Raw genomic sequence first — 24,549 nt, 5'->3', positions numbered from 1 at the left:
ATGCTGCGGGCCGCGGGCCGGCAAGACAAAGAAGACTTTCAGATATCAATATGCGGCGCGTCGTTTCCCCGGGGGAAGACGCGCCCGCGCCTATAACGATATGACACGGAACCGCACTACTTAAGCTTCACTTCGGCAGAAGCGATCACCCGCCGGTACGTCGCGATGTCGTCCCGCACGGTCTGGTCGACGGCTTCGGGCGTGGTCGCCGCGATGGTGAAGCCCTGGTTCTCCAGCAGCGCCGCGGTCTCGGGTTCGCGCAGCACCGCCACCACGTCCCGGTTGATCCGGTCCACAATGGCGCGCGGCGTCGAAGCCGGCACCGAAAACCCTTGCCAGCTTTCGACCCCGTAGCCGGGTATCCCCGCTTCCTGGATCGTCGGCACCTGCGGCAACGCCTTGGAGCGGTACGGCGTGGTGACGGCCAGCGCCACGAGCTTGCCGTTGCGGACGTTCTCGGTGGCCGCGGCCAGCGTGATCAGCATGGCGTCCACATGGCCGCCCAGCACGTCCAGCGTGGCCGGCCCGCCCCCCGGATACGGGATTTGATTGGTTTTGGCTCCGATGCGCTCGTTCAGCAGTTCCACCGCCAGATGCTGCAAACTGCCGGTGCCGCCGGGCAACCCCAGCGATATCTCGCCCGGACGCCGCTTGACCAGCGCCACGAATTCCTGGAATGACGTCACGCCCAACCCGGGCCGCACCACCAGCAGTTGCGGGTTCACCACCGCCTTGGTCACCCCCTGCAGGTCCTTCACCGGGTCATAGGGCAGCTTGCCCGGCTGCAAGGCGTTCAGCGACAGGGCGTCGCCGCTCAGCAGCAAGGTGTAGCCGTCACCCCGCGCATGCGCGACCGCGGCATTGCCGATGGCGCTGCTGGCGCCGGGCTGATTCTCGACCACCACGCTTTGATGCCACTTTTCGCTGAGTTTCTGCGCCACCGTGCGCGCCAGCTTGTCGGCGCTACCGCCGGCCGACACCGGCACGATGATCTTGACCGGACGGTTCGGATACCGGTTGGCGCCTTCACCCGGCACCGGCGCGGAGCCAGCAAAATTGCTTAACAGCCCTGCCCCCAGCACCACGCCCGCCAGCAACCCCGCGCCCGCCCGCCATCCGGACGGGCGGAACAACTTGCGAATCACGCTCATGCCGCGGCTCCCGCGTCGGCCCGATAAATGAAATCGCCGGGCAGCGGCAGGATGTCCCGCCGCGTGTGTACCATCGTGCTCATATGCCGCCCCTGTCTGTTCGGTAAAAACAGAATAGGTGCGGCGCAGGGCCTCAACAAATACCGATAGGCAATGTGGAAATAGCCGGTGTGCCGGGGAAACGCAGCCGCTACGCGCGGGATGGCGCGGCGGGTTGCTTCAGGAACGCCAGCATGCGATGCGCCAGTTCACGAGGCTGCTCTTCGGGCAGATAGTGGCCGCAATCGTCCAGCACACCGCCCTGCAAATCGCGCGCCAATGGCTTCAGTGCCTGGTGCAAGTCGGGCGCGCTGCCCTGCGCCCCGCCCAGCGCCAGCACCGGCACCGTCAGCGGGGTTGCGCGCAACGCCCGGTTCTGCGCCGCGTCTTCAACCACCGCGCGGTAGTACCCCAACATGCCCCGCAGGCCGCCCAGGGTTTGATAGACGCGTTCGTATTCATCGATGTCGGCCCGGCTGAAGACCCCCGGCTTGTTGGCGGTCTTGCGGGAGAAGAACCATTCGATCAGGACGCGTTCCCGCCCGGCCAGCAAGGCTTCAGGCAGATCGGGCACGCTATTGAACAAAAAGTGCCAGCTTCTCCAGTTGTCTGGCCCCAGTTCGATGGCAGGCGGAAGCGTCACCCCCGGGATGTTGGCGTCCAGGAGCACCACGCGTTCAACCTCGGGGGCATAGCGCGCCGCGTAGGGATACGCGATCCAGGCCCCGATGTCATGCCCCGCCAGCGCATAGCGTGTCAGGCCCATGGCATGGAACAAGGCGCGCAACCGTTCACCGGCCGTGCGCGTATCGTAGCCATCCAGCGGCTTGTCCGAATCGCCTTGCCCCGGCAGGTCCACGGCGAACACGCGGAAATGCGGCGCCAGCAACGGCATGACCCGGCGCCACGCGTACCAGCTCTGCGGAAAGCCCGCCAACAGAATCAGCGCGGGGCCCGTGCCCCCTTCCACCACGTGATAACCCAAGCCGCCCGCCGATACCCGCCGATGGCGGAACGCCACGCCGTCCAACGAAAACGCGTCCGCGCTTGCCAGTGTTTCCATCATCGTTTCTCCTTGTCAGTGCAGCGCGCCGCCGCTCAGCTTGACGTCCTGCGTCACGGTCAGCGAGGTCGCCACCATGATCTTCACGCCGTGCAGCAGCACCTCCAGCGCCAGGCTGGGCGCGCCGGGATGGCGGGTGGCCATTTCGGGCAGGTACGGCACATGCACGAATCCGCCGCGCAAGGTCGGCCGTTCCGTCGCGATGAAATGGGCCAACCCATAAAAAATGGTGTTGCAGTTGTACGTGCCCGCCGTCAGCGACACCGACGCCGGCACGCCGCCTGCCCGCAAATCCCGCACGATGGCCTTGATGGGCAGCGACGAGAAGTACGCGGCGGGGCCGCCCTGCACGACAGGTTCATCGATGGGCTGATGGCCCTCGTTATCGGGGATGCGCGCATCCACCACGTTGATCGCCACGCGTTCGACGGTGACGTCGCTGCGTCCGCCCGCCTGTCCCAGGCAAATCACCAGATCCGGCCGCACCTCGTCGATCGCCTGCCGCAACACGTCCACCACCTTGCCGATCACGCAGGGCAACTGGCGCGCCACCACGCGCGCGCCGCCGATTTCCAACCCATCCATATGGCGCGCGGCCTCCCATGACGGGTTGAGCGATTCGCCATCGAAGGGTTCGATGCCGGTGATCAGGACGGTGGGCATGGCGGTTTCCTTTTTTGGTTCCATGCCGGTCATGGTAGAAGCGCACCATCGAATTGTTGAAATCGATAATCACTATTCGTACTATTGACCACATGAATTTATCCGCCGTAGACCTGAACCTGCTGGTCGCCTTCGAAGCGCTGTACGACACCCGCAATGTCACGCTGGCCGGTCAGCGCATTCACCGTGCCCAGCCCTCGGTCAGCAGCGCGCTGAACCGGCTGCGCCGCGTCTTCAACGACGAGCTCTTCGTGCGCACCGCCGACGGCATGCAGCCCACCGACCATGCCGTGGCGCTGATGCCGGCCATCCGCAACGCGCTGGACCAGATTCGCCGCGCGCTGGCGCAAGGCGCCGGTTTCGACCCGGCGGCCGCCGATGGCCGTCGCTTCACGCTCGCCGCCAGCGACTATGCCGACGTCGTCCTGGTGCCGCACATCGTCGCCCGGCTGCGGCGCGAAGCGCCCGAGGCAGACCTGCGCGTGACCCGGCTGGACCGCGCCTCCATTTATGAACAACTGGACAACGGCACCGTGGATATCGCCATCGGCGGCCACCTGACGCCGCCCAAACGCATGCGCGTTGCCCGTCTATACGAAGAATCGTTCGTCTGCATCGCCGACAAGCAGCATCCGGCCCTGCGCGGCCGCAAGCTGGACCTGGACCGCTATGTGGCCCTGCCGCATGCGCTGTTCGCGCCCAGCGATGACGGGTCGGCGCGCGGCGTGGTGGATACCGGCCTGGCGCGGCTGGGCCGCAAGCGCCGCGTCGCCTGCACCTTCGCCCATATCGTCGCGTTGCCGCACGCGGTGGCGGGCACGGACCTGATCGCCACCCTGGCGCGCCGTGCCGCCTTGCGGTTGGCGGGCCAGAACCTGAGCCTGCGTCCCTTGCCGCCCGAGGTGGACCCCGGCCCCTTTGGCATCGACATGGTATGCAGCCGGCGCGCGCCCGCCGACGCTGCCCTGGCGTGGTTGCAGGGCCTGGTCGAAAACGCGGTCAAGGACCTGACGGGCTGATCCGGCGTCCTAGTCGACGCCGGAAAAGAAGGCGCACTGCCCCGGGTACCCCGGCCGCGCATCGCAGGCCTTCAGGCAACCGGGCTTGCCGCCCGGAAAGCTGGCCGCAACCGACATCCCGAACCCATATGTCGGCGTCGTGACATCGAAGCGGCTTTCGCACACCGTTTTCGGGCTGTAGGCAAACGTCATGCCTTCGCGCCGGCCGTTGATGGCAAACGCAACCTGAAAGCTGTTCATGCTGCTCCATCCCGGCCGCGGCAGCACCACGAAGCGATAGTGCGTGGCGTCCAGGCGTTCGCCAAAAATCTTCAGCTGCGCGGCGGTCGTCCGAATGGCGGGCGACGGGTATGGCAAGGCCAGCAGCGCCCGGGGGTCGCCCAGCACGCCCAGATCGAAACCCACGCCCTTCTGGTAGAACGGCACGTCCAGGCTGGGATAGCCGGAATATTCCAGCCGTTTGGTTTCCGACCCGTACTCGTTCGTCTTCGGCTCGTAATCGGGGGCTTGCGCAAACGCGACGTCAAGCGTCAACGCCACATCGGCCGGGTTGGCGTCTTCGGCGCGGACGTGTTTCTCGTAGACATCGGCGCGGCCCGCGCACCCCGCAAGCAACAACATGCAGGCAAGCGCCAAGCCGCGCAATCCTTGAAATAGGGGCATCACGTCATCGCTCCTGACGGGGTTTGCCGGCAAGCGCGACGGGCTTCAGGCCCTGCCCGATGAACTGCCAGCCGTCCTGCGTTTGCTGCCATCGAAAATTCCGGTTGACCCACTCCGCCTTCAGATTGGCGTAGAGGCGGCGCTGGTCGATACGCTTGCCTTCGTGCAGCGCCTGTTTGGCCTGTGCATAGCTCTGGTCCCATGCCGCCTTGAACGCGTTCTGTTGCATCGCCTTGGTGAACGGCACGCTGGCATACGGGCCTTTGTCGGACACGCTCAGCCGGATCTCGTTGTCCAGCAGCAATGCGCCATGGCGGTTGTCCGGCGACACCGACACCAGGAGCGGAATGGAATGCACATATTCCTTGGGCAATGCGTGCTCGAACCACAGCACCTGCCCCGTGGACGTGACCAACGCGCGCGACCCCGCCGTGAACAGCAGCAGGTCCTGCCGCCCCGGCTGCGCCAGCCCCATGTCGGGGTCGCGGATATCGACGGTCGGGCTCAACACGCGCGCAAGCGGCGTGTCGTTCTGCACGGCGATCAGTATCGTGCCCACCCCCATGAAGTCGTTGGACACCGCCAACAGCATCGGCTGGCCGCCTTGCATCGGGCCCAGTGCCTTGACATAAATGAACTCGTACGCGTTCAGGGGCCGGTAGACCTTGCCGCGATACTTGATTTGCCGCAGGTTGGATTCGGGATAGCCTTCCAGCTCGAAGGCGCCGCCAAGCGGCTCGGTGGTCTTCAGGTAAGTCGGCGCGGGCGCCGCTGCCTGCGCATGCGCGGCCGTTGGCATCAACAAGGCCCATCCCAGCACGACGCCGGCGCACGCCCAGGCGCCGCGGCGATGCGCCAACACAGTTCTACGTAGATAAGGCAAGGCATCCTTGGCGGACAGCGCCGCATGAACGAGGTGCCCGCATTCTAGGCCAGGCCGGCGGGCGACGCAGGCGGCTACGCGCCAGACAGCCGCATCACGTAATCCGCATCACGCAATCCGCATCCAGCGCCTTGAGATCCACCACGCCCAGCAACCCCATATTGCGACGGACCTCTTCCACGATCAGGCCAATGGCATGCGCCACGCCGCGCTGCCCCGCCACCGTCGCCGCGTAGTTGAAGGGCCGCCCCACGAAGACGCAGCGCGCGCCCAGCGCCATCGCCTTCAAGACGTCCGACCCGCGCCGCACGCCGCTATCCAGCATCACATCCATGCCGCCCGCGGCGTCCACGATCGCCGGCAACGCCTGCAGCGGCGACAGGCTGCCGTCCAACTGACGCCCCCCATGATTCGACACGATCACGCCGTCCATGCCCTGCGCACGCGCCGTCCGCGCATCGTCGGGATGCAGAATGCCCTTGATCACCATCCGCCCCGCCCAGCGGCGCCGGATGGCCGCCACGTGCCGCCAATTCAGATGGCCCCGATCCGAGAAGTCGCGAAGCACATTGGCGGATAGGATCGGCGCGCCGCGCGTGGCATAGTTGTTCTCGAAATGCGGCATACCGTGGCGCCATAGCGTGCGCAAGAATGTGCCGAACAACCAGCGCGGGTGCGTCAACCCCTGCCATGCCAGCCCGGCGCTGGGACGCAGCGGCGTCGAAAATCCCGCGCGCACATTGTTTTCGCGATTGGCGGCAACCGGCGTGTCAACCGTCAGCACCAGCGTCGTCACCCCGGCCGCCGCCACGCGGTCGATCAACGCGGCGATCTGCGCGTCGTCGCCGGGCAGGTAGGCCTGGAACCAGGTGCCGGGCGCCGCCTGCATCACTTCCTCCAGCCGGATCAGCGACGATCCGCTCATGATGCAGGGCACGTCCGCATCGGCCGCGGCGCGGGCCAGCACAATATCGCCGCGATAGCTGGACAAGGCCGAAATGCCCATGGGCGCCACGCCTACCGGCGCGGCGTACTCGCGGCCCAAGACCGTGGCGCGCGTGCTGCGCCGGGACACGTCCACCAGCACTTTCGGCCGGAAACCGTACTGGGAAAACGCGTGCCGGTTGCCACGTTCGGATTGGCCGTCTTCCACGGCCCCGGACACATAGGCGTAGATCGGCTTGGGCAAGCGCTTCTTCGCGGCCGCCTCGAAATCGTGCAGGCTCAGCAGGTGGCGCAAGGGGTCGGGCATGGCATGGGCTCCGTGCGGGGGTCGGCCGGCCATGGCTGGGGCCGCCGCGTTGGTCATGGGATGGCGGATGACTATAGGCGGGGCGCCACTTTGAATAAAGTGACTTTATCGATATTGGTTATTACACTTTTATTCGCCCTAGCTATCGGCCGCCACCGTCTTTGCAGCCTTTTGCCCACCCGGACATCCACCCGACACCCGCCATGACGCTAAAGCAACTTGAAGCCTTCTACTGGGCCGCCACCTGCAAGAACTTCGCCATCGCCGCCAACCGGCTGAATATCTCGGTGTCGTCGCTGTCCAAGCGCATCGGGGAATTGGAAACCTCCATCGGCGCGGACCTGTTCAGCCGCAGCGCACGCAGCGCCACGCTAACTGCGCTGGGCGAGCAACTGGTGCCGCACGCCAAAGACCTGCTGCGCAACGCCGACCAGTTCATGCAGCAGGCCAGCAACAACCTTACGTATTCCGGGCGCTGCCGGTTTGGCGCGGGCGAACTCACGTCAATCACCTGGATGCCGCGCCTGATCGAGGAAATCCAGCGGGCGCATCCGAATCTGCTGGTGGAGCCCTACGTGGGTGTCGGCGAACTGGTGGAGCGCGGGCTGGAAGACGGCGACCTGGATTTCGCCGTGATCGCCGGCCCGTCGTCGCGCGCGTCCATCGCGTCGCACCTGATCGGCAGCGCGGACTTTGAATGGGTGGCGTCATCCCGCGCCGTGCCCGACCCCGCCGCCGTCACGCCCGCCGACCTGCCCGGGCTGACCCTGATCACGCAGCCGCAAAGCTCGGGCGTGATCCGCATGCTGGACGACTGGTTGACCGAACAAGGCGTGTCCCCGGGCCGCACCCAATGCTGCAACAGCTGGGGCGCCATCGCCGGCATGCTGCGCCAGGGCCTGGGGCTGGGTTTCCTGCCCACCGCCTGGGCGCGCATCCTGATCCAGCGCGGCGACCTGCACCGCTTGCCCGGCATGGCGCCGTTGCGTCCCCTGCCCTACACCTTCCAATGGCGGCGGGACGATACGCGACCCATGCTGGAAAGCCTGCGCACGTTGGCGCAAGACACGCTGGACTTCGACGCGCCGGCCGGCATGGTCTGACGGCGCTATCGTTTACTAAATTTCGCCCTTGGCTTAGAAAATTATTCGCTTTATCTCCGGTTTTGGCGCGCGTAGAGTCGCCTCGACACCCTACGCCCCTAGACGGAGACGACGCGCAATGCCGGATATCGGTTCCCCCCCGCAAGACTTCCCCAAACGCCTTTGCCGGCTGGACCTGTGGCTGAACCCCGTGTTCGACCAGCTCATTGGTGCGGCGCCCGGCATCGGCTTGTCGGTGCTGCCGGCGCGCGGCGACGATGCGCGCACGCTGGCAGGCCTGAAGACGGCCCACGCCTATCACGTGTCCGCCGCAAAAGACGAACTGCCGCCCCAATGGTTCGTGAACGCCGCGCTGATCGCCCAGTGTCCCGATCTGGTTTGCGTGTCGTCCGGCGGCGCGGGGTACGACACGGTGGACGTGCCGGCCTGCACGGCGGCCGGCATCGCCGTGGTGAACCAGGCGGGCGGCAACGCCGCATCCGTCGCCGAACACACCTACGCGCTGCTGCTGGCCGTGCAGCGCCGCGTGGTCGAATCCCACCAGCGCCTGCGCCACGACACCGGCTTTTCCCGTGAAGACCTGATGGGTCACGAGATCCACGGCACGGTGATCGGCCTGGTGGGGATCGGACAGATCGGGTCGCGGGTCGCGCGCATCGCGCAAGGCTTCGGCATGCGGGTAATCGCGCACGATCCGCTGCTGGATGCCGACACCATCCGCCAGCGCGGCGCCGAACCCGTGTCGCTTGCCGACCTGCTGGCGCAATCCGATGTCGTATCGCTGCATTGTCCACTGGACGCGACCACGCGCGGCCTGATCGATGCGCGCGCGTTCGCCGCCATGAAACCGGGCGCCGTATTCCTCTCGACCGCGCGCGGCGGCATCCATGACGAAGCGGCGCTGTACGACGCCTTGCACGGCGGCCATCTGCGCGGCGCGGGCCTGGACGTCTGGCAGCAAGAGCCGCCCCCGCGCGACGCGCCGCTGCTGGGCTTGCCCAATGTGGTCGCTACGTTCCATACCGCGGGCGTCACCCACGAGGCCCGTCGCAATGTCGCGCAGTCGTCCGCCACGCAACTGATCGCGATGCTGCGCGGCGAACGCCCCCCGCAACTGGTCAACCCCGAAGTCTGGCCGATCGCGGCCGCACGCATCGCCGCACTGAAGCCGTAGCCCCACTGAAATCGTGCAGTCCCCGCCGCGCCTTCCCCGCGTTGCGGCCCCTGATAAAACAGCGCGGCATCAAGCCGCCGACCCATCCCTTGAGGAGACAACATGCAACAACCCAACAAGCGCCGCACGCTGCGCGTCCTGGCGGCGTCCGCCGCCCTCCTGTCGGGCGCCGCGATCTTTGGCGGCACGGCCATCGCCGCCGGCTACCCGGAACGCCCCATCAACCTGATCGTGTCCTATGGGCCCGGCGGCGGCACGGACCTGGTGGCGCGCATGATGGCGCCGTTCCTGCAGAAGTACCTGGGCAACGATGCCCGCATCGTGGTGTTGAACCGCCCCGGCGCCGGCGGCGCCATTGGTTTCACGGAGTTGGCCCGCGCGCAGCCTGACGGCTACACCATCGGCTTCATCAACACGCCCAACATGCTGACCATCCCCATCGAGCGCAAGTCCAATTTCACATGGCAAAGCTACGACTTGCTGGGCAACCTGATCGACGATCCGGGCGCCTTCACCGTGCGCAGCGACAACGAGATGAAGACGCTGGCCGATCTGTCGGCCTATGCCAAGAAGAATCCGGGCAAAGTCACGGTGGGCACGACCGGCACGGGGTCGGACGACCATCTGGCCATGCTGCGTTTCGAGCGCGCCTCGGGCGTGAAGCTCAGCCACATCCCGTACAAGGGCGCCGGCGAAGTGCGCGGCGCCTTGGCGGGCGGAGAAATCACCATCGGCGCGATCAATGTCGGCGAGGCGCTGCAATATCAGAAAGGCGGTACCCCGCTGCGTTTCCTTGGCCAGATGGGCAAGGCGCGCTCAGCGGCGCTGCCGGATGTGCCCACCTTCAAGGAACAGGGGTACGACGTTGAACTGGCATCCCTGCGGGGCCTGGCCGCGCCCAAGGGCTTGCCGGCGGAAGTGCGGGGCAAGCTGGTGGACGCCGTCAAGCGCACGCTGGACGATCCGGAGTTCCAGACCAAGGCCCGGGACATGTTCGCGCCGCTGCGCTACCTGCCCCCTGCCGACTACGCCCGGGAACTTGCCGCGGGCGAAGCAGAATTCCAGACGTTGTGGAAGCAGGCGCCCTGGCTGGACAAATAAGCGGGGCCGCAGGCCGGCGCAGAGGCCGGCTTGCCCCGCAGACCCTTATTGCGACTTGGCGTCCTGGCCCTTGTAGCCGTCCATATAGGCACGGCCCGAGCACCGCACCATCGCCACGCAGGCAGGCGCGCCGGTCTTGGCCGTGCAGGTCTCGCGGGACGCTTCGCGCGCCGAAACGGAGTCGGGGTTCAACGCGGTAAAGCGCGTACCCCGGCCTTCGCTGCCCTTGATCCAGGCGATGCCGACGCAGGTGTCCTTATAAGTCAGGAGCTTGCGGCAGTCCTTGCAGTCTTCCCACTTCAGCAACGTATTGATCGCCTCGTCCTCGGAGGGATAACCATCCGAATAGACCGCCCCGCCATCAGCGTTTTCCGCCACGGCGCCCCAGTAGGCGCGGCTGTCCAGCTTGGCGGACAGCGCCTCTATGTCAGCGGGTTTGGCCCGCTTGGCGGCCGCCAGGTCTTCGGCGCTATAGCCCGGGCCCGCGCACACCGGCAGGGAAGTCAACCGGCAGTTGCCGTCCGGGCTGCCGGCCGTGCAACGGCGCATGGCCTTCTTGGCCGCCATTTCGGGCGCCACGCTATTGCCCGGGAACAGATCCTGGCGCGAATTGCGCGCATAAACCATGCAGCTGTCCCAGAAGGTGGTCAGCGTCTTGCACCCTTTTCCCCCCGCGCGCTTGCACTCCGCGATGGCCGCCATTTCGGCCCATTGCTTGTTTTTTTCCGGCGCCACCGAGTAGACCTTGGTGTGGTCGCCGTCTGTCGCCATACCGCCATAGGCGTTTTGCGCCTGCGCCGAGGCGGAGGCCAGGCCCGCCACCAAAGCAAGAGCAGCGAATGCAGCGCGGATCAAAGGAAAAAATCGAGCAGGCATCATCGTCGGTGTAAGGGGTCGAGTGGAGAGCGGGGACGATCTTAGCAAGAAGCCCTTGTGGTCCGTCCCCCTGGGAATCTCCCCAGTCGGCATATTACGTAACAAATTTCACACAGATCAAGGGCGATACTGGCCCCGATTTCCGGTAAAAATGTCGAACTTTTCGTAAGCGCGCCATCAACGTCCGTCCCCTGCACTCCCGGGCGTGCGCCGCAGACGGGCCAGAAGCCTGTCACGAAAAGAAACAAAACGCGTTGAGCCACCTTGACCTGCCACGGAGCATCGACAGCACGCCATGAAGTCGTCCCAGCCCTCTCCAACCCGCCGCACGCCGCTCTGGCTGCCGGCCAGCCTGATTGCCGCTGCGGCCGCGCTCTCGGGATGCGCGCCGATGCCCACCGGCGGCAGTTCCTCGCTTCCTTCGCTAGGCAATGTGTTCAAGTCGGGCCTGTCGTTCTCGCCCAGCGTGAACGTGGCCAAGAACATGGAAGGCCGCTCGATCAATGACGCCATCGCCGCATTGGGCGAGCCGTCGAAGACGCGCGTCGTGGGCAACGAAGTGGAGCTGGAGTGGTCCGACTATCAGACCGCCCCCTACACGGAATGGGTCACCACCGGCTCCAGCCAGCAGGTGGTCGGCATGATTCCCGCCACCAACACCAGCGCCGCCACGCCCGTTTTCCAGACCAACACCACCGGCCACTACCAGAACCGTTCGCGGGTCTACGAATGCACCGTGCTGATGCGGATGCAGAACAGCGTCATCGTCAGTTCCAGCGTCGACGGCAACGTATGCCCGGAGTTCATCGCATCGCTGCGCAAGTGGGCGGGCGAAAACGAAGCGAACAACTACGTGGTGAAGAAGTAAACGCGGCGGGTCAGCGCTACGCCGGCTCTGGCAATTTCGCGATCACCTTGATCTCGAAGTCGAACCCGTACAGCCACGTCACGCCCACCGCGGTCAAGGCCGGATACGGCGCCTGGCCCCAGTATTCCGGCACCACTTGCCAGAGCGTTTCAAACTTGGACTGCGGGTCGACCATGAAGACCGTCACGTCGACCACATCGTCGAACGTGCAGCCTGCCGCCTTCAAGACGGCGTTCAGGTTTTCAAACGCCCGCCTCGCCTGCGTTTGAAGCTCGGGTTCCGGCGAGCCGTCTTCGCGGCTGCCTACCTGCCCCGAGACAAACAGGAAGCCATTGGACCGGATCGCCGGCGAATAGCGGTTACGTTCATAAAGCGCCTGGCGGCCAGGCGGAAAAACGACGTCGCGGGTTGCCATCGGTCATCTCCATCAATGGGCCGGAAGCGGCCCGTGGTTAACGATGGGTTCACTGTAGAGATCCGCCGGGCGCCGATAAACGGGCAATACTGTCCATCACTGTTTGTAGAATCCAAACAGTCCGCAACCCCGCGCCACCTCCTGGAGCCGCTATGGACCGATTCGATGCGATGCAGGCATTCGCCCGCGTGGTGGAAGCCGGCAGCTTCACCAAGGCGGCGCAAACGCTGCACATGAGCAAGACCAGCGTCACGCAACTGGTGCAGCAGCTGGAAGCCCGCCTGCGCGTCAAACTGCTGAACCGCACGACGCGTCGCGTCGCCGTCACCGCGGACGGCGCCGCGTATTACGAACGCGTCGTCAAATTGCTGGCCGACATGGATGATGCCGAAACCGGCCTGTCCGCCGCGTCGGCCGCGCCGCGGGGCCGTTTGCGCGTGGACGTGCCCAGTCCGCTGGCGCGCATGATCCTGATCCCCGCCCTGCCCGCGTTCCACGCGCGCTATCCCGACATCCAACTGGACATGGGCGTCAGCGACCGCATCGTGGATATCCTTGGCGAGAACGTGGATTGCGTGGTGCGCGGCGGCGAGATCACCGACCGGTCGCTGATGGCGCGCCGCGTTGCCGATCTGCGGCTGGGCGTCTACGCCGCCCCCGCCTATCTCGAGCGCGCCGGTCTGCCGGCGCACCCGCAAGAACTGGAAGACACGCACCACCGCATCGTCGGCTATCTATGGTCGCGTCTGGGCCGCGCCTTTCCCTACGCCATGCACCGCGGTGACGAAAGCGTGAACGTGCACGGCCGCTATGTGCTGGCGGTGGATGACGGTAACGCCTACCTGGCAGCCGGGCTGGCGGGATTGGGCGTACTGTGGCTGCCGCATTACATGGCCGAGCCCTACCTGACACGCAGCGCGTTGGTGCCGCTGTTCGAGGACTGGCGCCTGGACCCGATGCCGCTGACCATCGCGTTTCCACCGAACCGGCACGTCAGCGCCAAGCTGCGCCTGTTCATCGATTGGGTCACGGAATTGATGGGGCCTTATGCACCCGCATCGACCGACGCCGTGACGGCGCAAGCGCCCGCAGCGCGATAACGCCGTCACGCCGGCGCCACGATGGCGAACATCGGTAGCATGTCCCGCGTCACGATCCCCGTCGCCCGCCCAGCAACGCCTTGAACCCGTCCATGTCCAGATGGGGCAGCACCGCCACGCCCAGTGGAATACCGGCCAGGCCGCCCAACACGAAAGGCAGCAGCAATTTCAAGTTGAACCCGCGCCGGACCGTAACGGCCGCCAACACCTGACCCACCAACGCGCCGAACACCGCAAGCGTGGCCGCCAGGCGCGGCTCCAACGCCCACGCCCAGAACGACATGGCCACCAGCCCGAAGGCAAACCCCGACAATCCCTGGACGAAACCGGCGACCACCGCGCCCAGCGCCACCACCAGATACACCGATTCCATCGTCGTCCTCTTCTGTTCTGTTTCCAGCTTCGCCCAGGCTTTGGGGCGGCCGGTATGAATTGTGGTTCATACCTATAAGAGAAAAACTCCGTTTCTTGATGGCCGAATAATGGTTTGCTTATGACCAGCCCGGGCCGGCGCCGCCCGGAACCGGGCGTCAGATGCTAACGTTCACCGCACCCCCGTCAAAACCCCGAACCGGCTCTCGGCCGCAGCAACACATGCCATGACCGCAACACCGCCCGCATTACCCAGCGCACTCGCAGCCTATTTACGGCCGCTTCAAATCCATGACGCTGCGGCGTGGTCGGCGTACCTGAATCGTCCCGGCGTTATTGCACATACCAGTTGGGGCGATATCAGCCCGGCGGCGCTCGCAACGCTAATCAACGGTTATGTCGAAGGCGGTGAAGGCCTCCGCTGGGCCATTGTGGAGGCAAATGGCAGCCTTTTAGGCACGGTGGGTTTAAACGAAATAGCTCGCGCGCATGGAAGAGCTGAACTAGCCTATGACCTTGACCCGCGTTACCAAGGCCGCGGCCTGGCAACGCACGCCGCGCGTGCCGTCGTGAATTGGGCGCACGATGCCATGGACCTCCAACGCATCCAGGCCACCGTCCTTGACAGCAATGCCTCGTCCATCGCCGTCCTGGAACGAATAGGAATGCAGTGCGAAGGCGTGCTGCATCAGTACCGCAAGGTGCGCGGCCAGGCGCGTGATTACTGGATGTACGCAGCGGTCCAGGCCCGTCAAGGCACAGCGCCCCCCCGACCAGCACATGAGGCAACCTGACTCCGGAGTCCCATATGGCACTGAAGCACGCGAACCCGCTGGAAGTCATCGACCTGTTTCATCGGCCAAGCCAGGAACCTGCCCCGCCCGTCAGCGTCAGTCTGCTGCGTACGACAGAACTGCAGATCATCCGGCTCGTGTTGCCCGCGGGGCACCGGATGCCCTCGCATCACGTCCAAGGTGTCGTGACGCTCCAGTGCCTGAATGGACGGGTCGACATCGATGCATCAGCGGGCCGGTGCACCCTGGCCGAAGGCCAACTGGTCACCCTTCCCGGCGACGAACCCCACAGCCTGCATGCAGAGGCCCCAGCTATCGTCCTCCTGACGTTGATACACCCTCTTCCGGGAAAATGGCGCCCTAGAGACGAATAGGGCCTCCCGCCGCGCCGTACGAAGGCGCAGACCCGGCATCGTTTTAAAAATCTATAGCATCCCGGACGGCCATTTTAAAAATCAAAGCATGCCGGCCTTGAATCAGCGCGGTTGGCTCCTATATCCGCATTGAAGCGATCGAGTGTGCGGGTCGCTCTTGCGGTGACGTAGCTCGGTCTCGATCCTTCCGGACAATTCTTTGGAGGTAATTATGGCCAACTACCCTTTCAGCGATAGCGGAGTCGATTCTCTCTTTGACGCGGTCCAGGAGCAGATGGACCGGATCTTTCGTAGCGCGGGCCTGCCGGCCACATTGCGGACGGTGCCACGCGGGCGCTTCCCTGCCGTCAACATTGGGGTTTCCGACGACGCCGCCGTCGTCGTCGGCTTCATTCCCGGCATCGATCCCGACACCTTGAAAGTGTCCATGGAGAAGGGGCTGCTCACCATCAGCGGCACGCGCAACATGCCGCCCTTGCCCGAAAACGGCCGCTACTACGCGCGGGAACGTGCCGAAGGCGAATTCACCCGCGTTATCGAGTTGCCCGGGGACGTCGATCCCGACAACGTCGAGGCGAAATACATCGACGGTTGCCTCTTGATATCCATCAAGAAAAAAGAATCGTCGAAACCGCGTCTTATCGCAATCCAGTAATGCAAGCGTCAAGCACGACTCAGGAGAAACGATCATGAATGAGCGTAACGAACTCGTTGTTGAACCGGGCGGCCGTTCAAAAGAGCAACGCCCCGCCAACCTGCCGGCGGTCGACATTTTTGAAGACGCAACCGGTGTCACCGTGGTGGCCGACCTGCCCGGCGTCACGAAAGACACGTTGAACATTAAAGTGGAATCGGAGGTGCTGGTCATCGAAGGACAGGCGTCGGTGCCGGTTCCCGCCGATGTTCGGCTGATCCACTGCGAACTGCGCGAACCACTGTTTCGCCGCTCGTTCAGGTTGGGGCCGGAGTTCGACAAGGACGCCATCAGCGCCAGCCTGAAGCACGGTGTGCTAACCCTGCAAGTTCCGCGCATCCGCGAGGCGCAGCCGCGTCAGATTCCGGTGACGGTGATGTGACCGTACAGCCCGTGCCGCAGCGGCGTAGCGCCGCTGCGGCGTGTCGGAGCCCATCCATGAACGATCTCGTCCTTACCGAACACAAAGGATTTCGCCTAGGGGTCCGTGCCGTGCCGTTGCGCTGCCTGGAGCAATTCGGCACGCTGCCCGAAGGGTTCCTGCCACTGGTTCAGGTCACATACTCAACGCTGGTGCTCCTGGATTGGTGCATTCCCTGCCCGCTGACGCCACGCGACACGCCCGCCCGCGCGATTTCCGAGGGCACGGCCTATTTGAAGCTGTTCATCGACTCGGGCAAGATCAATCAATACCTGCCCAGGTCGTAAGGCCGCCCTGGCAACGAAACGGCAACGGGCCATTCCCCGCCGCTCGCGACATTTCGTACTGCAAGCGAAGCCGACATCAATATCCAGGGCGAACTGCGCACAATGCAGGAACTGACGCAGGTCGGCTGCGGCAATGTCGCGAAGTGGGCGGATTGCCACTTACCTTGTGCCCCTCACCCGACCTGCCGCTCGCCCGTCCGCTCGGAAAACCGGATGAGATAGCCATCGGGGTCCTGTACCAGAAACTCCCGAACTCCTATTTCAGTATCACCACTTCGATACCATTTCTCTTCGGGCGCCTGGAACAGGGGCCGGCCCGCTGCCGCCAGCGCCGCCAGCAAAGGCGCGGCCGAAAGCACTTTGATTTCGAGATTCATGCCCCGCCCCAGCGGGGGATCCAGCGGCGCCGTTACCCAATAGCCCTCCCCGCGCACTTCCACCAGCATCACTTGCGCGCCGGCCAGATCCAGATAATAGAACCCCTCGCTTTCCCGGCTGTACATCACAGCAAACCCGCAGATCCCCACCCAGAACTCCAGGCTGGCCGAGATGTCGGTGACAAGCAGTTCAGGCACAAGCTGCGCTCGTTGGTGTTCCACGTACGGGTCTCCTTGTCGTTATTGGAATCGCGGAGAATCATACCCACGATCCGTTCCGCCGGCGATGCACCGGTATTCCTTCCCAGCAAGCCGTCTCAGCGCCATTCCTCCCCGGAACAGCCCGCCCGATGAACGGCGCTACAATCCCCGCCGGTTTTCGCCCTTGGGCACCCCTTCCCTCAGAAAAAACCACGGCGGGCCCGCCACGGCGCCGGTTGTGATTTCCCCTGACTTTTCATAGCAGTAATCCGGCCAGGCCGGATGGTTTCCGCTTTCGCGATCGAGGATGTCATGTCTCGGCAGTTGTTGGCCTTAGTCCTGGGGCCGCTTCTTGGCTTGTTCGTTGTCTGCATCGGCAACGCTTTCATTTCTTCCCTTACCACCTTGCGCCTGGATGCCGCCGGAGAGTCCGCCACCGTCATCGGCCTGATTTCGTCATCGTATTTCATCGGCCTGACGCTGGGCGCCATCTTCAATGACCGGCTGATCGTGCGCATCGGCCATATCCGCGCCTATAGCAGTTTCGCCTCGCTGATCGCGGTCACGGTGCTGCTGCAAGGGCTGATCTTCGGCGCCGAGGCATGGTTCGTGCTGCGGCTGATCAACGGATGGGCAAGCGTCGGGGTGTTCCTGGTGGTGGAAAGCTGGCTGCTGCTGGCGGGCGACCCGAAGATGCGCGGACGCTTGCTGGCGTTCTATATGATTTCCCTGTACGGCTCCGGCATGCTGGGCCAGATTCAGCTGGGCGCCCTGACGCAATTGGGCGACATGGCGCCTTTCATGGTGGCCGGGCTGCTGGCCTCGCTGTCAGTGATGCCGATGGTCATCATTCCGCGCATTTCCCCGCTGGTCGAGCGCGTCGAACCGTTGATGCCGCACCACCTGATCCGGATGACGCCCACCGGTGTCATGGGCTGCTTCGGTTCGGGAGTCGCTATCGCGGCGGTCTATACCCTGCTGCCGCTTTACCTGCAACGGATCGGGCTGGATGTGGCCGAAGTGGGCAAGATGATGGGCGCGGTGATCCTGGGCGCCATGGTGCTGCAGTATCCCGTTGGCCGCTGGTCGGATCTGCGCGACCGTCAGGTCGTGCTTATCGCGTTGGCCGTTTTCTGTACGGTGCTCAGCCTCTTGATCCTGCTGCTGCCCACCGGATCGCCGCTGCTGATCGTTCTGCTGTTCCTGCTGGGCGGCGGCGTGTTCGCCATCTATCCGGTCGCGGTGAGCCACGCCGCGGATCGGGCGCCCGCCGACGCCCTGGTGCGCATGATCCAAGGCCTGCTGCTGATCAATTCGCTGGGGTCGGCGTTGAGTCCGCTGGCGATCTCGCAAGTGATGGCCAAGTACGGCGCAGCCGGGCTGTTCTGGTGTTTTGCGGTGCTGAATGTCAGCTTGATGGCCTTCTTCATGTGGCGCCGCGGCGAACGCCCCGCGCCGTCGCCCGTCGCGCCGTTTGCCGCGGCCGCGCAGATGTCGCCCGTCGGCGTGGAGCTGCGCGTGACCGAAGACCTGGTTCAAGGCGCGTTGGACCACGAAATGACCGAAGACCTGACGAATGTCGTGCCCGGCACGGACGCGGCGGAACCGGTGCTGTCGGCCGCACAGGAAACGCCGCCCGCTTCCAGCGGTGGGTAAAGCGCCCATGACGGAACCCCGAGTCGAACCGGGCATATGTAACAGGCCAGCAATACCTGCAATATCGTGAAGCCTGGACGATAAATAGGGCCCGTATACTCGCTCCGCATCCCGAATCCGCCGGGCCGTGATGGCGTTTGCATGGCAGCCCGCGCCGGAAGATCGACCGTTCTATACCTACATCAACAATCAAAACGCTTTTATAGATATTCGACAGGACGTTTCCTAACTCATGAGAACCCTTATGAAGGTCAGCCCGAGTTTGCGCCGCTGGTGCGCCCGCAGCGCCATGGCAGGCCTGATTGCCGCGACTTTTGCTGCCTACAGCCACCCGACGCCCGCGCTCGCCGCCACGGACAGCGCACCTGCAATCCAAAGGTCCGCTGCCGCCGCCGTGAAGCCCCCGGATGCCGCCACGGTGATGTATTTCATCTATCAGATCGACGGCAAAGGCGAGACGTCGTATGAAGTGGCAAACGGCAGCATCGCCACGTATTGGTTCGGCCATGCCTTCGAATCCGAAGGCCAGCACTACTACACCGGCTTTGTGTGGAAAACCGCGCAACGGTACGGCAAACCGGGCGAAGACCAGGTCGGGCCCGGAACGCAGGTCAATATCGCCGAATCCACATTCGTGCTGAACGACCCGGCGTCCGAACGCCCCTGGAAATTCCTGGGCATGGAACCCGCCATCGGCGAATTCGGCGCATACGAAAGAGCCCCGGAGGTCGACACCCGCCGCAAGCCGGTCGAATACCGCACGCCCGCTGGCAAGCTGTTGCTTGCCGTGCCCGATACAAGCTTCGACAACGGCATCAATAGCGACGGCTATACCCTGCTGGTGTTCGATCCGCAACAGCTCAAGCCCGAGTCGGACAACAACGTCTGGACCTACGTCGGCAGCATCCTGACCGGCGAAGACAATAGCGCCGCGTGCTCGGACGGCGAAGTCATGCCGTGCACCAGCAGCGCCGGCGAACTGGTGTTCACGGCGGCCACAGGCAACGACATGCCGCGCGTGACGGTCAAGCCCAGCGGCACCACGATCTCGGGACCGAACAAGACCCGCCAGCTTGGGGCCGCCGACGTCACGCATTACACGTTCGACGCCAAGACCAAGCGGTACGTCAGCCAGTAACGTTGCGCCGCTACGCAAGTAGCGGCATTCAATTCTTGCGCCATGAACCTGCTCCTGCTCGTCCTTATCGCGCTGCTCGCCGCGGCAAGCGTCGTCTATCGGTGCATGCGCCAGCAGCCTGACGACACCGGCCGGTCGATCACGCGCAAGGTCGTGGGCGGCGCGTTGGCCTACGGGTTGATCGGCCCGGCGATCGGTTTGCCGGTCGTGATGGGCACGATGACGCTTCCGGCCAGCCTGTACAGCTTCGACGGATTACGCGCCGCGTATCTATTCGGCGCGGCGCCCGCCGTGCTGTGCGGCGTGATGGCCGGCGCGCTCAAGCTTGCGCACGCTTCCTGGCCCCGCATGGCGTGGGTATGCGCCGCCGGTACCGCATACGGATTTCTGTTCATGCTGGCGGTGTTCGGAACGGCGCGAATGGCGTATGTGATCGACGCCGTCAAAGTGGGCGCGTTGCCCAGCCTGGTCGCGGCCGTGGTCTGCACGCTGCTGTTCCACGGCGTGCCCGGGCGGCCGTTTGCAACGCCTTCGCAACAACCATGAAAGTCGCTTGAAACCACGCTGAAATACGGCTGAAAAATCACCTGAAAACGCTGGGAAACCCGCTAAATCATGCGGTTTCTCGACGGCTGCTTAAAGCTGATATTAAGCCTGCATGACTACAATTTCCGGATCGTATTCCCGGTTCGTCTGTCATGCCGTTCACTCAGTTTTCACCGATGCATCCGGACCGGGGCGGCGTTCGTATTGCACCGCCCGAGACACGCCAGACGGCCTGCCCGCTGCATGCCATTCAGGACTATCTTTCCGCGTTGGGCCTACGCGATGTGGCGAACAGTTCCGGCGTGGCCGGCGCGGCGCCAGGTGCGCAGGCATGGCTTAAGACCGCCTTCGCGGCCGCCTGCATGCCGGGCCACGACACCACCGGCGTCGCCCGCGCATTGAACCTGCGCACGGATGCCTACGACATCGATCTGGACCGCGAGATCGTGCTGGCGATGCTGGCCAGCCCGGTCGCGTTCACGTTTCCCAGCATCGCGGAACTGGAATCGGCGGTGCGCATCCGCCGCTACATCGTCCAGGCCGCGCGCAAGACCGCGCTGGCGTTCGACACCGAACATGCCGAGCGGCCGTCGGACTACTGGACTTACGACGAGGCGCGGGGCTTTACCGTGCGGCCAGGGCGATCGCTGATCGAAGGTTTGCGCAAAGCCACTCAACCCGAGGCGTCGGGCCAGTTGTATGCGTTCTCGTGCTATCGGGCGACCGAGTATGTGACGGTCCTTGGCATTGCGCAGGAGCTGCAACACGCCAACCCGGAGCTGGGCCGCCGCCTGCAACGCCAATGGGAAACGCGCGCGGTGATGTCCGGCCGCTTCCACGAAGCCTTCCTGCACGAATACGGTTCCCTTGCCGCCCCCCTCCCCCATCATTTCTACGTGCCGGGCGACCGGCTGTGGTTCCGCAACCCGGACGCGGCCTCGTCCGACGTCGAAGGGTATGAAGGTTCCTGGGTGTTCTATCTGGGTAGCGGCCAGTTCAACAACTTCTGGGAACGCGGCGCCCCGTTCACGCTGACGACGAAGTGCGTGGAGATCTTCCATTGGCGCCACGGCCTTCGAGTAAACGCCGCCGGTCAATCCTTCATCGACGAACAGATCGTCAAGGCGCGCGTGCGCCAGACCTTGGCCAGCCCCAAGGCGACCGCCGACGTGCTGGCGCGCATGTCGCGGATTCGCGACCCACAAGGCATTTACGACCAGGGCGGCTGCATCGACGCCACGCGCGAGCGGGTACGCTGGGTGTGCCCCGGGCATACGGACATCGCGCTGCCCGACGTGCCCGAGCAACCTCGGTGGTCCATCGCGGCCTGACCGCCCTGCCAATGCAACCTTGGGTGCACGCGCGGCGTCACTCGGCAAGCCCTGCCGCCAACGCCAACGCCCGCGCCAGGAACGGCGACTGATCGTCCTTGCGGTAACTCGCGATCACCGGCGACACGAACGCATCGGCCTCGATTCGCACATGGGCAACATCCTGCCGTTGCAAGCGCTGCACCGAGGCCGGCACCACCGACACGCCCAGCCCCGCCGCCACCAGGCCGATCGCGGTCTGCAGCTCGTTGGCTTCCTGCACGATCTGCGGCGCATGGCCCGCCGCGCGGAATAGCCCCAGCACATGGTCCGCGAAGTTGGGCCGCGGCCTGGCGGGATACAGCACGAAAGGCTCTTGCGCCAGGCGCTCTACCGACACGCCGCTCATCGCCGCCAGGGGATGCCGCAACGGTACGGCGGCCATCAGCGGTTCGGTCATCAGCACCCGGCGTTCGATCGCGGGATCATCCAGCAGGATCCGGCCGATTCCCAGGTCAATGCGCCCCGCCTTCAGGGCTTCGAGTTGCGGCAGCGTTGTCATTTCCGTCAGACCAACTTCCACCTGCGGGTCCGCGGTGCGCAATTGGCGGATCAGTTCCGGCACGAATCCGTACAGGGTCGACGGCACGAATCCGATGCCAAACCAACGCCGCTGCGTCTGCCCAAGACGACGCGTGCCTTCCAGCACTTCGTCCAGGCGCGCGGTCAGCAGCCGTGATTGCTCAAGCAGGAAGCGTCCGGCTTCGGTCAGCCGCAGGGCCCGGGTGGTGCGTTCAAACAATTGCACGCCCAGCGCTTCCTCGAATTGGCGGATCTGCCGGCTCAAGGGGGGTTGCGCCATGTGCAGTCGGGCGGCGGCGCGAGTAAAGCTGCCCTCTTCCGCCACGGCCTGGAAATATCGCAGCTGTCTGAATTGCATGGTTATTTAGACGATATGGGTATAGATAAGAACCCATATAGTCTTGGACCACAATGGAAAGCGCAAGCCATACTCGACGAATCTAGACACTTTCGGCAAGAAAAGTATGAATCTGGCAAACGTCTTTCCATGGGTCGGCCTGCTGACAGGCATGTAGGCGCGCCCATCGCATTACGCGACACGACACCGGCCGCGCCCGCCTTGAAGGGCGCACCCACAATAATTCAAGCACCACGGAGACAACCATGCACATGCGCCATGTACTCAAACCCTTTGCCCGCGCCGTCCTGGCGTTCTCGATGCTGAGCGGCGCGTCCGCCGCGCTGGCGGACAGCTATCCCGACCGTCCGGTCAAATGGGTCGTGCCCTTCCCGCCCGGCGGCGCGATGGACAGCATCGCCCGCACGCTGGGCGAATCCATGGGCAGGCAGTTGAACACGTCGTTCATCGTCGAGAACCGCGCCGGCGCGGGCGGCAACATCGGCGCGGCCACGGTTGCGCGGTCCAAGCCCGACGGCTACACGATCCTGATCGTCGCCAACGGCATGGCCGTCAATCCCGCGTTGTACGCCGATCTGAACTACGACCCCATCAAGGACTTCGCGCCGATTTCGCTCTTGGCCGTGGTGCCCAATGTGCTGGTCACCAACCCCGCCCGCACCGGCGCCACCAGCGTGCAGGACGTGATCGGCAAGGCGAAGGCCCAGCCCAACCATTACACCTACGCCTCGGCCGGCGTGGGCACGTCGATCCATTTGGCGGGCGAACTCTTCGTCTCGATGACCGGCGTCGAGATGCTGCATGTGCCGTATAAGGGCAGCGGCCCGGCCGTGGCCGATCTGCTGGGCGGCCAGGTCGACTACATGTTCGACAGCATCACGTCCGCCAAGCCGCACATCGCCACCGGCAAGCTGCGCGCGCTGGCGGTCACCACCGCCAAGCGCTCCGCCGCCCTGCCCGACGTGCCGACGCTGCAGGAAGCCGGCGTGCCTGGCTACGAGCTGATGCCCTGGTTCGCGGCCTTCGCCCCCGTCGGCACCCCGCCGGAAGTGGTCGCCAAGCTGAACGAAGCCATGCGCACCGCGCTGGCCGAGCCGAAAGTGAAGGCGACCCTGGATTCGATCGGAGCCGAATCGATCGGAAGCAGCCCGGACGCGTTGCGCGACCATCTGGCCAAAGAAACCGAACAGTGGAAGGCCCTGGTCAAGGCACGCAACATCAAGATCAACTGATGCGTCGGGGCGGCCTTGCCGCCCCGAGTCTCAGGCGGGCGAAAGGGTTGCCGAGGCATCCAGCAGGTGGTCGACGATGGCCAGGATCTGTTCGGCAGCCAGCCCGATGTGCTGCTCCAACGCAGCCTCTGCCTTCTCGGCCTGCCCCTGGCGGCTAAGCGCGATCAATTCCTTGTGCTCGTCATGGGCCTGCTGGCGGATCGGCGCGTTGACGATCTGAAAACGGAAATAGCGTTCGGATTTTTCGTGCAGCGCGCGCACCATGCCCAGCGCCGCCGGCCGTTGCGCGGATCGGTACAGCAACTCGTGAAGCTGCCAATTCAACCGCCCCCATTGCTCGGGCGCCGCCGTGTCCATCTGCGCCACCACCGCTTCGGCCCGGTCCAGATCGCCGTCGTCATGCTGCTGCACGGCAAGCCGGAACAGCCAGGGTTCCAGCCGCATGCGGATATCAAAGAACTCCTGCACCTCGGTGCGCGACAGCATCGACACGTAGGCGCCCCGGTGCGGGATCATGTCGATCAACCCTTCGGCGCTAAGCTGGCGGATGGCTTCGCGCACCGGCAGCCGGCTCACGCCCAGCTCTTCCGCGAACAATTCCTGGCGCAGCGCGGACCCCGGCGGGATCACCCCCGACAGGATGCGGTCGCGCAGTTCGTCCACCACCAGATCGACGGCAGTCTTGCGGACAAGCCGGCCGGCGGTTCCGGTCGAGGGACGGATCGGAGAAGCGGAAAGCGGCGAATTCTGGGACACGTGAGACCTGCCTGGTTAGGCCGCCCGGCAAACACCCGGCGGCATGGAGATGCCGGCGCCGGGTCTGGCGTGCCCAGGAAA

The 24,549-nt window shown here is 64.8% G+C and carries 27 protein-coding genes and 1 pseudogene; 16 read left to right on the top strand and 12 right to left on the bottom strand.

Annotation, left to right across the window (positions count from 1 at the left end; translation table 11 throughout):
* Positions 1 to 116: 116 nt before the first annotated feature.
* The 3 genes from CQ050_RS13145 to pcp form a co-directional block, all read right to left on the bottom strand.
* Positions 117 to 1,151 carry a tripartite tricarboxylate transporter substrate binding protein gene (locus CQ050_RS13145; RefSeq protein ID WP_105557265.1) on the bottom strand — a complete coding sequence of 345 codons (1,035 nt, stop codon included), beginning with the start codon at positions 1,149 to 1,151 and terminating at the stop codon, positions 117 to 119.
* Positions 1,152 to 1,341: 190 nt separating this feature from the next.
* A complete protein-coding gene (locus CQ050_RS13140) occupies positions 1,342 to 2,253 on the bottom strand; it encodes an alpha/beta fold hydrolase (RefSeq protein WP_105557351.1) in 912 nt (303 codons plus the stop codon).
* A gap of 15 nt (positions 2,254 to 2,268) precedes the next feature.
* Entirely contained in the window at positions 2,269 to 2,916 is a 648-nt protein-coding gene (pcp, locus tag CQ050_RS13135; RefSeq protein ID WP_105557264.1) for a pyroglutamyl-peptidase I, read from the bottom strand.
* Between the two features lie 92 nt (positions 2,917 to 3,008).
* Between pcp and CQ050_RS13130 the strand changes: the two genes are divergently transcribed.
* Positions 3,009 to 3,935, top strand: a complete 927-nt coding sequence (locus tag CQ050_RS13130) for a LysR family transcriptional regulator (protein WP_105557263.1) — start codon at positions 3,009 to 3,011, stop codon at positions 3,933 to 3,935.
* Positions 3,936 to 3,944: 9 nt separating this feature from the next.
* Here the strand turns inward: CQ050_RS13130 and CQ050_RS13125 are convergent, their stop codons facing one another.
* The 3 genes from CQ050_RS13125 to CQ050_RS13115 all read right to left on the bottom strand — a co-directional run bounded on the left by CQ050_RS13125 (position 3,945) and on the right by CQ050_RS13115 (position 6,790).
* Entirely contained in the window at positions 3,945 to 4,598 is a 654-nt protein-coding gene (locus tag CQ050_RS13125) for a hypothetical protein (protein WP_105557262.1), read from the bottom strand.
* A gap of 4 nt (positions 4,599 to 4,602) precedes the next feature.
* Entirely contained in the window at positions 4,603 to 5,457 is an 855-nt protein-coding gene (locus CQ050_RS13120) for a hypothetical protein (protein ID WP_233214015.1), read from the bottom strand.
* 118 nt (positions 5,458 to 5,575) lie between these two features.
* Complete coding sequence (locus CQ050_RS13115) at positions 5,576 to 6,790, bottom strand: alpha-hydroxy acid oxidase (protein WP_199196805.1); 1,215 nt, start codon at positions 6,788 to 6,790, stop codon at positions 5,576 to 5,578.
* A 146-nt stretch (positions 6,791 to 6,936) separates the two neighbouring features.
* On the opposite strand from CQ050_RS13115, the gene CQ050_RS13110 reads away from it, so the two are divergent.
* The 3 genes from CQ050_RS13110 to CQ050_RS13100 all read left to right on the top strand — a co-directional run bounded on the left by CQ050_RS13110 (position 6,937) and on the right by CQ050_RS13100 (position 10,111).
* Complete coding sequence (locus CQ050_RS13110; protein WP_105557260.1) at positions 6,937 to 7,836, top strand: LysR family transcriptional regulator; 900 nt, start codon at positions 6,937 to 6,939, stop codon at positions 7,834 to 7,836.
* Positions 7,837 to 7,954: 118 nt separating this feature from the next.
* Positions 7,955 to 9,010 (top strand): hydroxyacid dehydrogenase, encoded by a 1,056-nt coding sequence (locus CQ050_RS13105; protein WP_105557259.1) that lies wholly within the window; start codon positions 7,955 to 7,957, stop codon positions 9,008 to 9,010.
* Between the two features lie 102 nt (positions 9,011 to 9,112).
* On the top strand, positions 9,113 to 10,111 hold the full coding sequence (locus tag CQ050_RS13100) for a tripartite tricarboxylate transporter substrate binding protein (protein WP_105557258.1): 999 nt from the start codon (positions 9,113 to 9,115) through the stop codon (positions 10,109 to 10,111).
* 45 nt (positions 10,112 to 10,156) lie between these two features.
* Here CQ050_RS13100 and CQ050_RS13095 read toward each other — a convergent pair whose 3' ends face one another.
* The gene (locus tag CQ050_RS13095) at positions 10,157 to 10,966 is read right to left on the bottom strand and encodes a DUF4189 domain-containing protein (protein WP_233214013.1); all 810 of its coding nucleotides are present in this window, start codon (positions 10,964 to 10,966) and stop codon (positions 10,157 to 10,159) included.
* Between the two features lie 316 nt (positions 10,967 to 11,282).
* On the opposite strand from CQ050_RS13095, the gene CQ050_RS13090 reads away from it, so the two are divergent.
* Entirely contained in the window at positions 11,283 to 11,855 is a 573-nt protein-coding gene (locus tag CQ050_RS13090) for a hypothetical protein (protein WP_105557256.1), read from the top strand.
* A 16-nt stretch (positions 11,856 to 11,871) separates the two neighbouring features.
* Here the strand turns inward: CQ050_RS13090 and CQ050_RS13085 are convergent, their stop codons facing one another.
* A complete protein-coding gene (locus CQ050_RS13085) occupies positions 11,872 to 12,270 on the bottom strand; it encodes a RidA family protein (RefSeq protein WP_105557255.1) in 399 nt (132 codons plus the stop codon).
* A gap of 152 nt (positions 12,271 to 12,422) precedes the next feature.
* Here CQ050_RS13085 and CQ050_RS13080 point away from each other — a divergent pair, with 152 nt between their 5' ends.
* A complete protein-coding gene (locus CQ050_RS13080) occupies positions 12,423 to 13,370 on the top strand; it encodes a LysR family transcriptional regulator (protein WP_105557254.1) in 948 nt (315 codons plus the stop codon).
* Between the two features lie 67 nt (positions 13,371 to 13,437).
* Here the strand turns inward: CQ050_RS13080 and CQ050_RS13075 are convergent.
* Positions 13,438 to 13,743, bottom strand: a pseudogene (locus CQ050_RS13075) (sulfite exporter TauE/SafE family protein); the annotation flags it as partial.
* 226 nt (positions 13,744 to 13,969) lie between these two features.
* On the opposite strand from CQ050_RS13075, the gene CQ050_RS13070 reads away from it, so the two are divergent.
* From CQ050_RS13070 to CQ050_RS13050, 5 genes are all read left to right on the top strand, one after another.
* Positions 13,970 to 14,536 carry a GNAT family N-acetyltransferase gene (locus tag CQ050_RS13070; protein WP_105557253.1) on the top strand — a complete coding sequence of 189 codons (567 nt, stop codon included), beginning with the start codon at positions 13,970 to 13,972 and terminating at the stop codon, positions 14,534 to 14,536.
* A 14-nt stretch (positions 14,537 to 14,550) separates the two neighbouring features.
* A complete protein-coding gene (locus tag CQ050_RS13065) occupies positions 14,551 to 14,910 on the top strand; it encodes an AraC family ligand binding domain-containing protein (protein WP_105557252.1) in 360 nt (119 codons plus the stop codon).
* A gap of 211 nt (positions 14,911 to 15,121) precedes the next feature.
* The gene (locus tag CQ050_RS13060; protein WP_105557251.1) at positions 15,122 to 15,565 is read left to right on the top strand and encodes an Hsp20/alpha crystallin family protein; all 444 of its coding nucleotides are present in this window, start codon (positions 15,122 to 15,124) and stop codon (positions 15,563 to 15,565) included.
* 34 nt (positions 15,566 to 15,599) lie between these two features.
* The gene (locus tag CQ050_RS13055; protein WP_105557250.1) at positions 15,600 to 15,986 is read left to right on the top strand and encodes an Hsp20/alpha crystallin family protein; all 387 of its coding nucleotides are present in this window, start codon (positions 15,600 to 15,602) and stop codon (positions 15,984 to 15,986) included.
* A 56-nt stretch (positions 15,987 to 16,042) separates the two neighbouring features.
* Positions 16,043 to 16,312: a hypothetical protein gene (locus tag CQ050_RS13050; RefSeq protein WP_105557249.1), complete on the top strand. Its 270-nt coding sequence runs from the start codon at positions 16,043 to 16,045 to the stop codon at positions 16,310 to 16,312.
* 173 nt (positions 16,313 to 16,485) lie between these two features.
* Here the strand turns inward: CQ050_RS13050 and CQ050_RS13045 are convergent, their stop codons facing one another.
* The gene (locus CQ050_RS13045) at positions 16,486 to 16,911 is read right to left on the bottom strand and encodes a bleomycin resistance family protein (RefSeq protein ID WP_105557248.1); all 426 of its coding nucleotides are present in this window, start codon (positions 16,909 to 16,911) and stop codon (positions 16,486 to 16,488) included.
* A 291-nt stretch (positions 16,912 to 17,202) separates the two neighbouring features.
* Here CQ050_RS13045 and CQ050_RS13040 point away from each other — a divergent pair, with 291 nt between their 5' ends.
* The 4 genes from CQ050_RS13040 (at position 17,203) to CQ050_RS13025 (ending at position 21,561) form a co-directional block, all read left to right on the top strand.
* Positions 17,203 to 18,546 carry an MFS transporter gene (locus CQ050_RS13040; RefSeq protein WP_105557349.1) on the top strand — a complete coding sequence of 448 codons (1,344 nt, stop codon included), beginning with the start codon at positions 17,203 to 17,205 and terminating at the stop codon, positions 18,544 to 18,546.
* 232 nt (positions 18,547 to 18,778) lie between these two features.
* A complete protein-coding gene (locus tag CQ050_RS13035; protein WP_199196804.1) occupies positions 18,779 to 19,684 on the top strand; it encodes a hypothetical protein in 906 nt (301 codons plus the stop codon).
* Positions 19,685 to 19,726: 42 nt separating this feature from the next.
* Positions 19,727 to 20,230 carry a hypothetical protein gene (locus CQ050_RS13030; RefSeq protein WP_105557247.1) on the top strand — a complete coding sequence of 168 codons (504 nt, stop codon included), beginning with the start codon at positions 19,727 to 19,729 and terminating at the stop codon, positions 20,228 to 20,230.
* A 152-nt stretch (positions 20,231 to 20,382) separates the two neighbouring features.
* Positions 20,383 to 21,561: a hypothetical protein gene (locus CQ050_RS13025; RefSeq protein ID WP_105557246.1), complete on the top strand. Its 1,179-nt coding sequence runs from the start codon at positions 20,383 to 20,385 to the stop codon at positions 21,559 to 21,561.
* A 37-nt stretch (positions 21,562 to 21,598) separates the two neighbouring features.
* On the opposite strand, the gene CQ050_RS13020 is transcribed toward CQ050_RS13025, so the two are convergent.
* Entirely contained in the window at positions 21,599 to 22,480 is an 882-nt protein-coding gene (locus CQ050_RS13020; RefSeq protein ID WP_105557245.1) for a LysR family transcriptional regulator, read from the bottom strand.
* 245 nt (positions 22,481 to 22,725) lie between these two features.
* On the opposite strand from CQ050_RS13020, the gene CQ050_RS13015 reads away from it, so the two are divergent.
* On the top strand, positions 22,726 to 23,712 hold the full coding sequence (locus CQ050_RS13015; RefSeq protein ID WP_105557244.1) for a tripartite tricarboxylate transporter substrate binding protein: 987 nt from the start codon (positions 22,726 to 22,728) through the stop codon (positions 23,710 to 23,712).
* A gap of 30 nt (positions 23,713 to 23,742) precedes the next feature.
* On the opposite strand, the gene CQ050_RS13010 is transcribed toward CQ050_RS13015, so the two are convergent.
* On the bottom strand, positions 23,743 to 24,468 hold the full coding sequence (locus CQ050_RS13010) for a GntR family transcriptional regulator (protein ID WP_105557243.1): 726 nt from the start codon (positions 24,466 to 24,468) through the stop codon (positions 23,743 to 23,745).
* Positions 24,469 to 24,549: the final 81 nt, after the last annotated feature.

Origin of the sequence: Achromobacter sp. MYb9, from assembly GCF_002975275.1 — a bacterium.
Taxonomy (GTDB): Bacteria; Pseudomonadota; Gammaproteobacteria; order Burkholderiales; family Burkholderiaceae_B; genus Achromobacter.
Note: the sequence above shows the minus strand (reverse complement) of the source record. Positions and strands in the feature narration are given on the sequence as shown.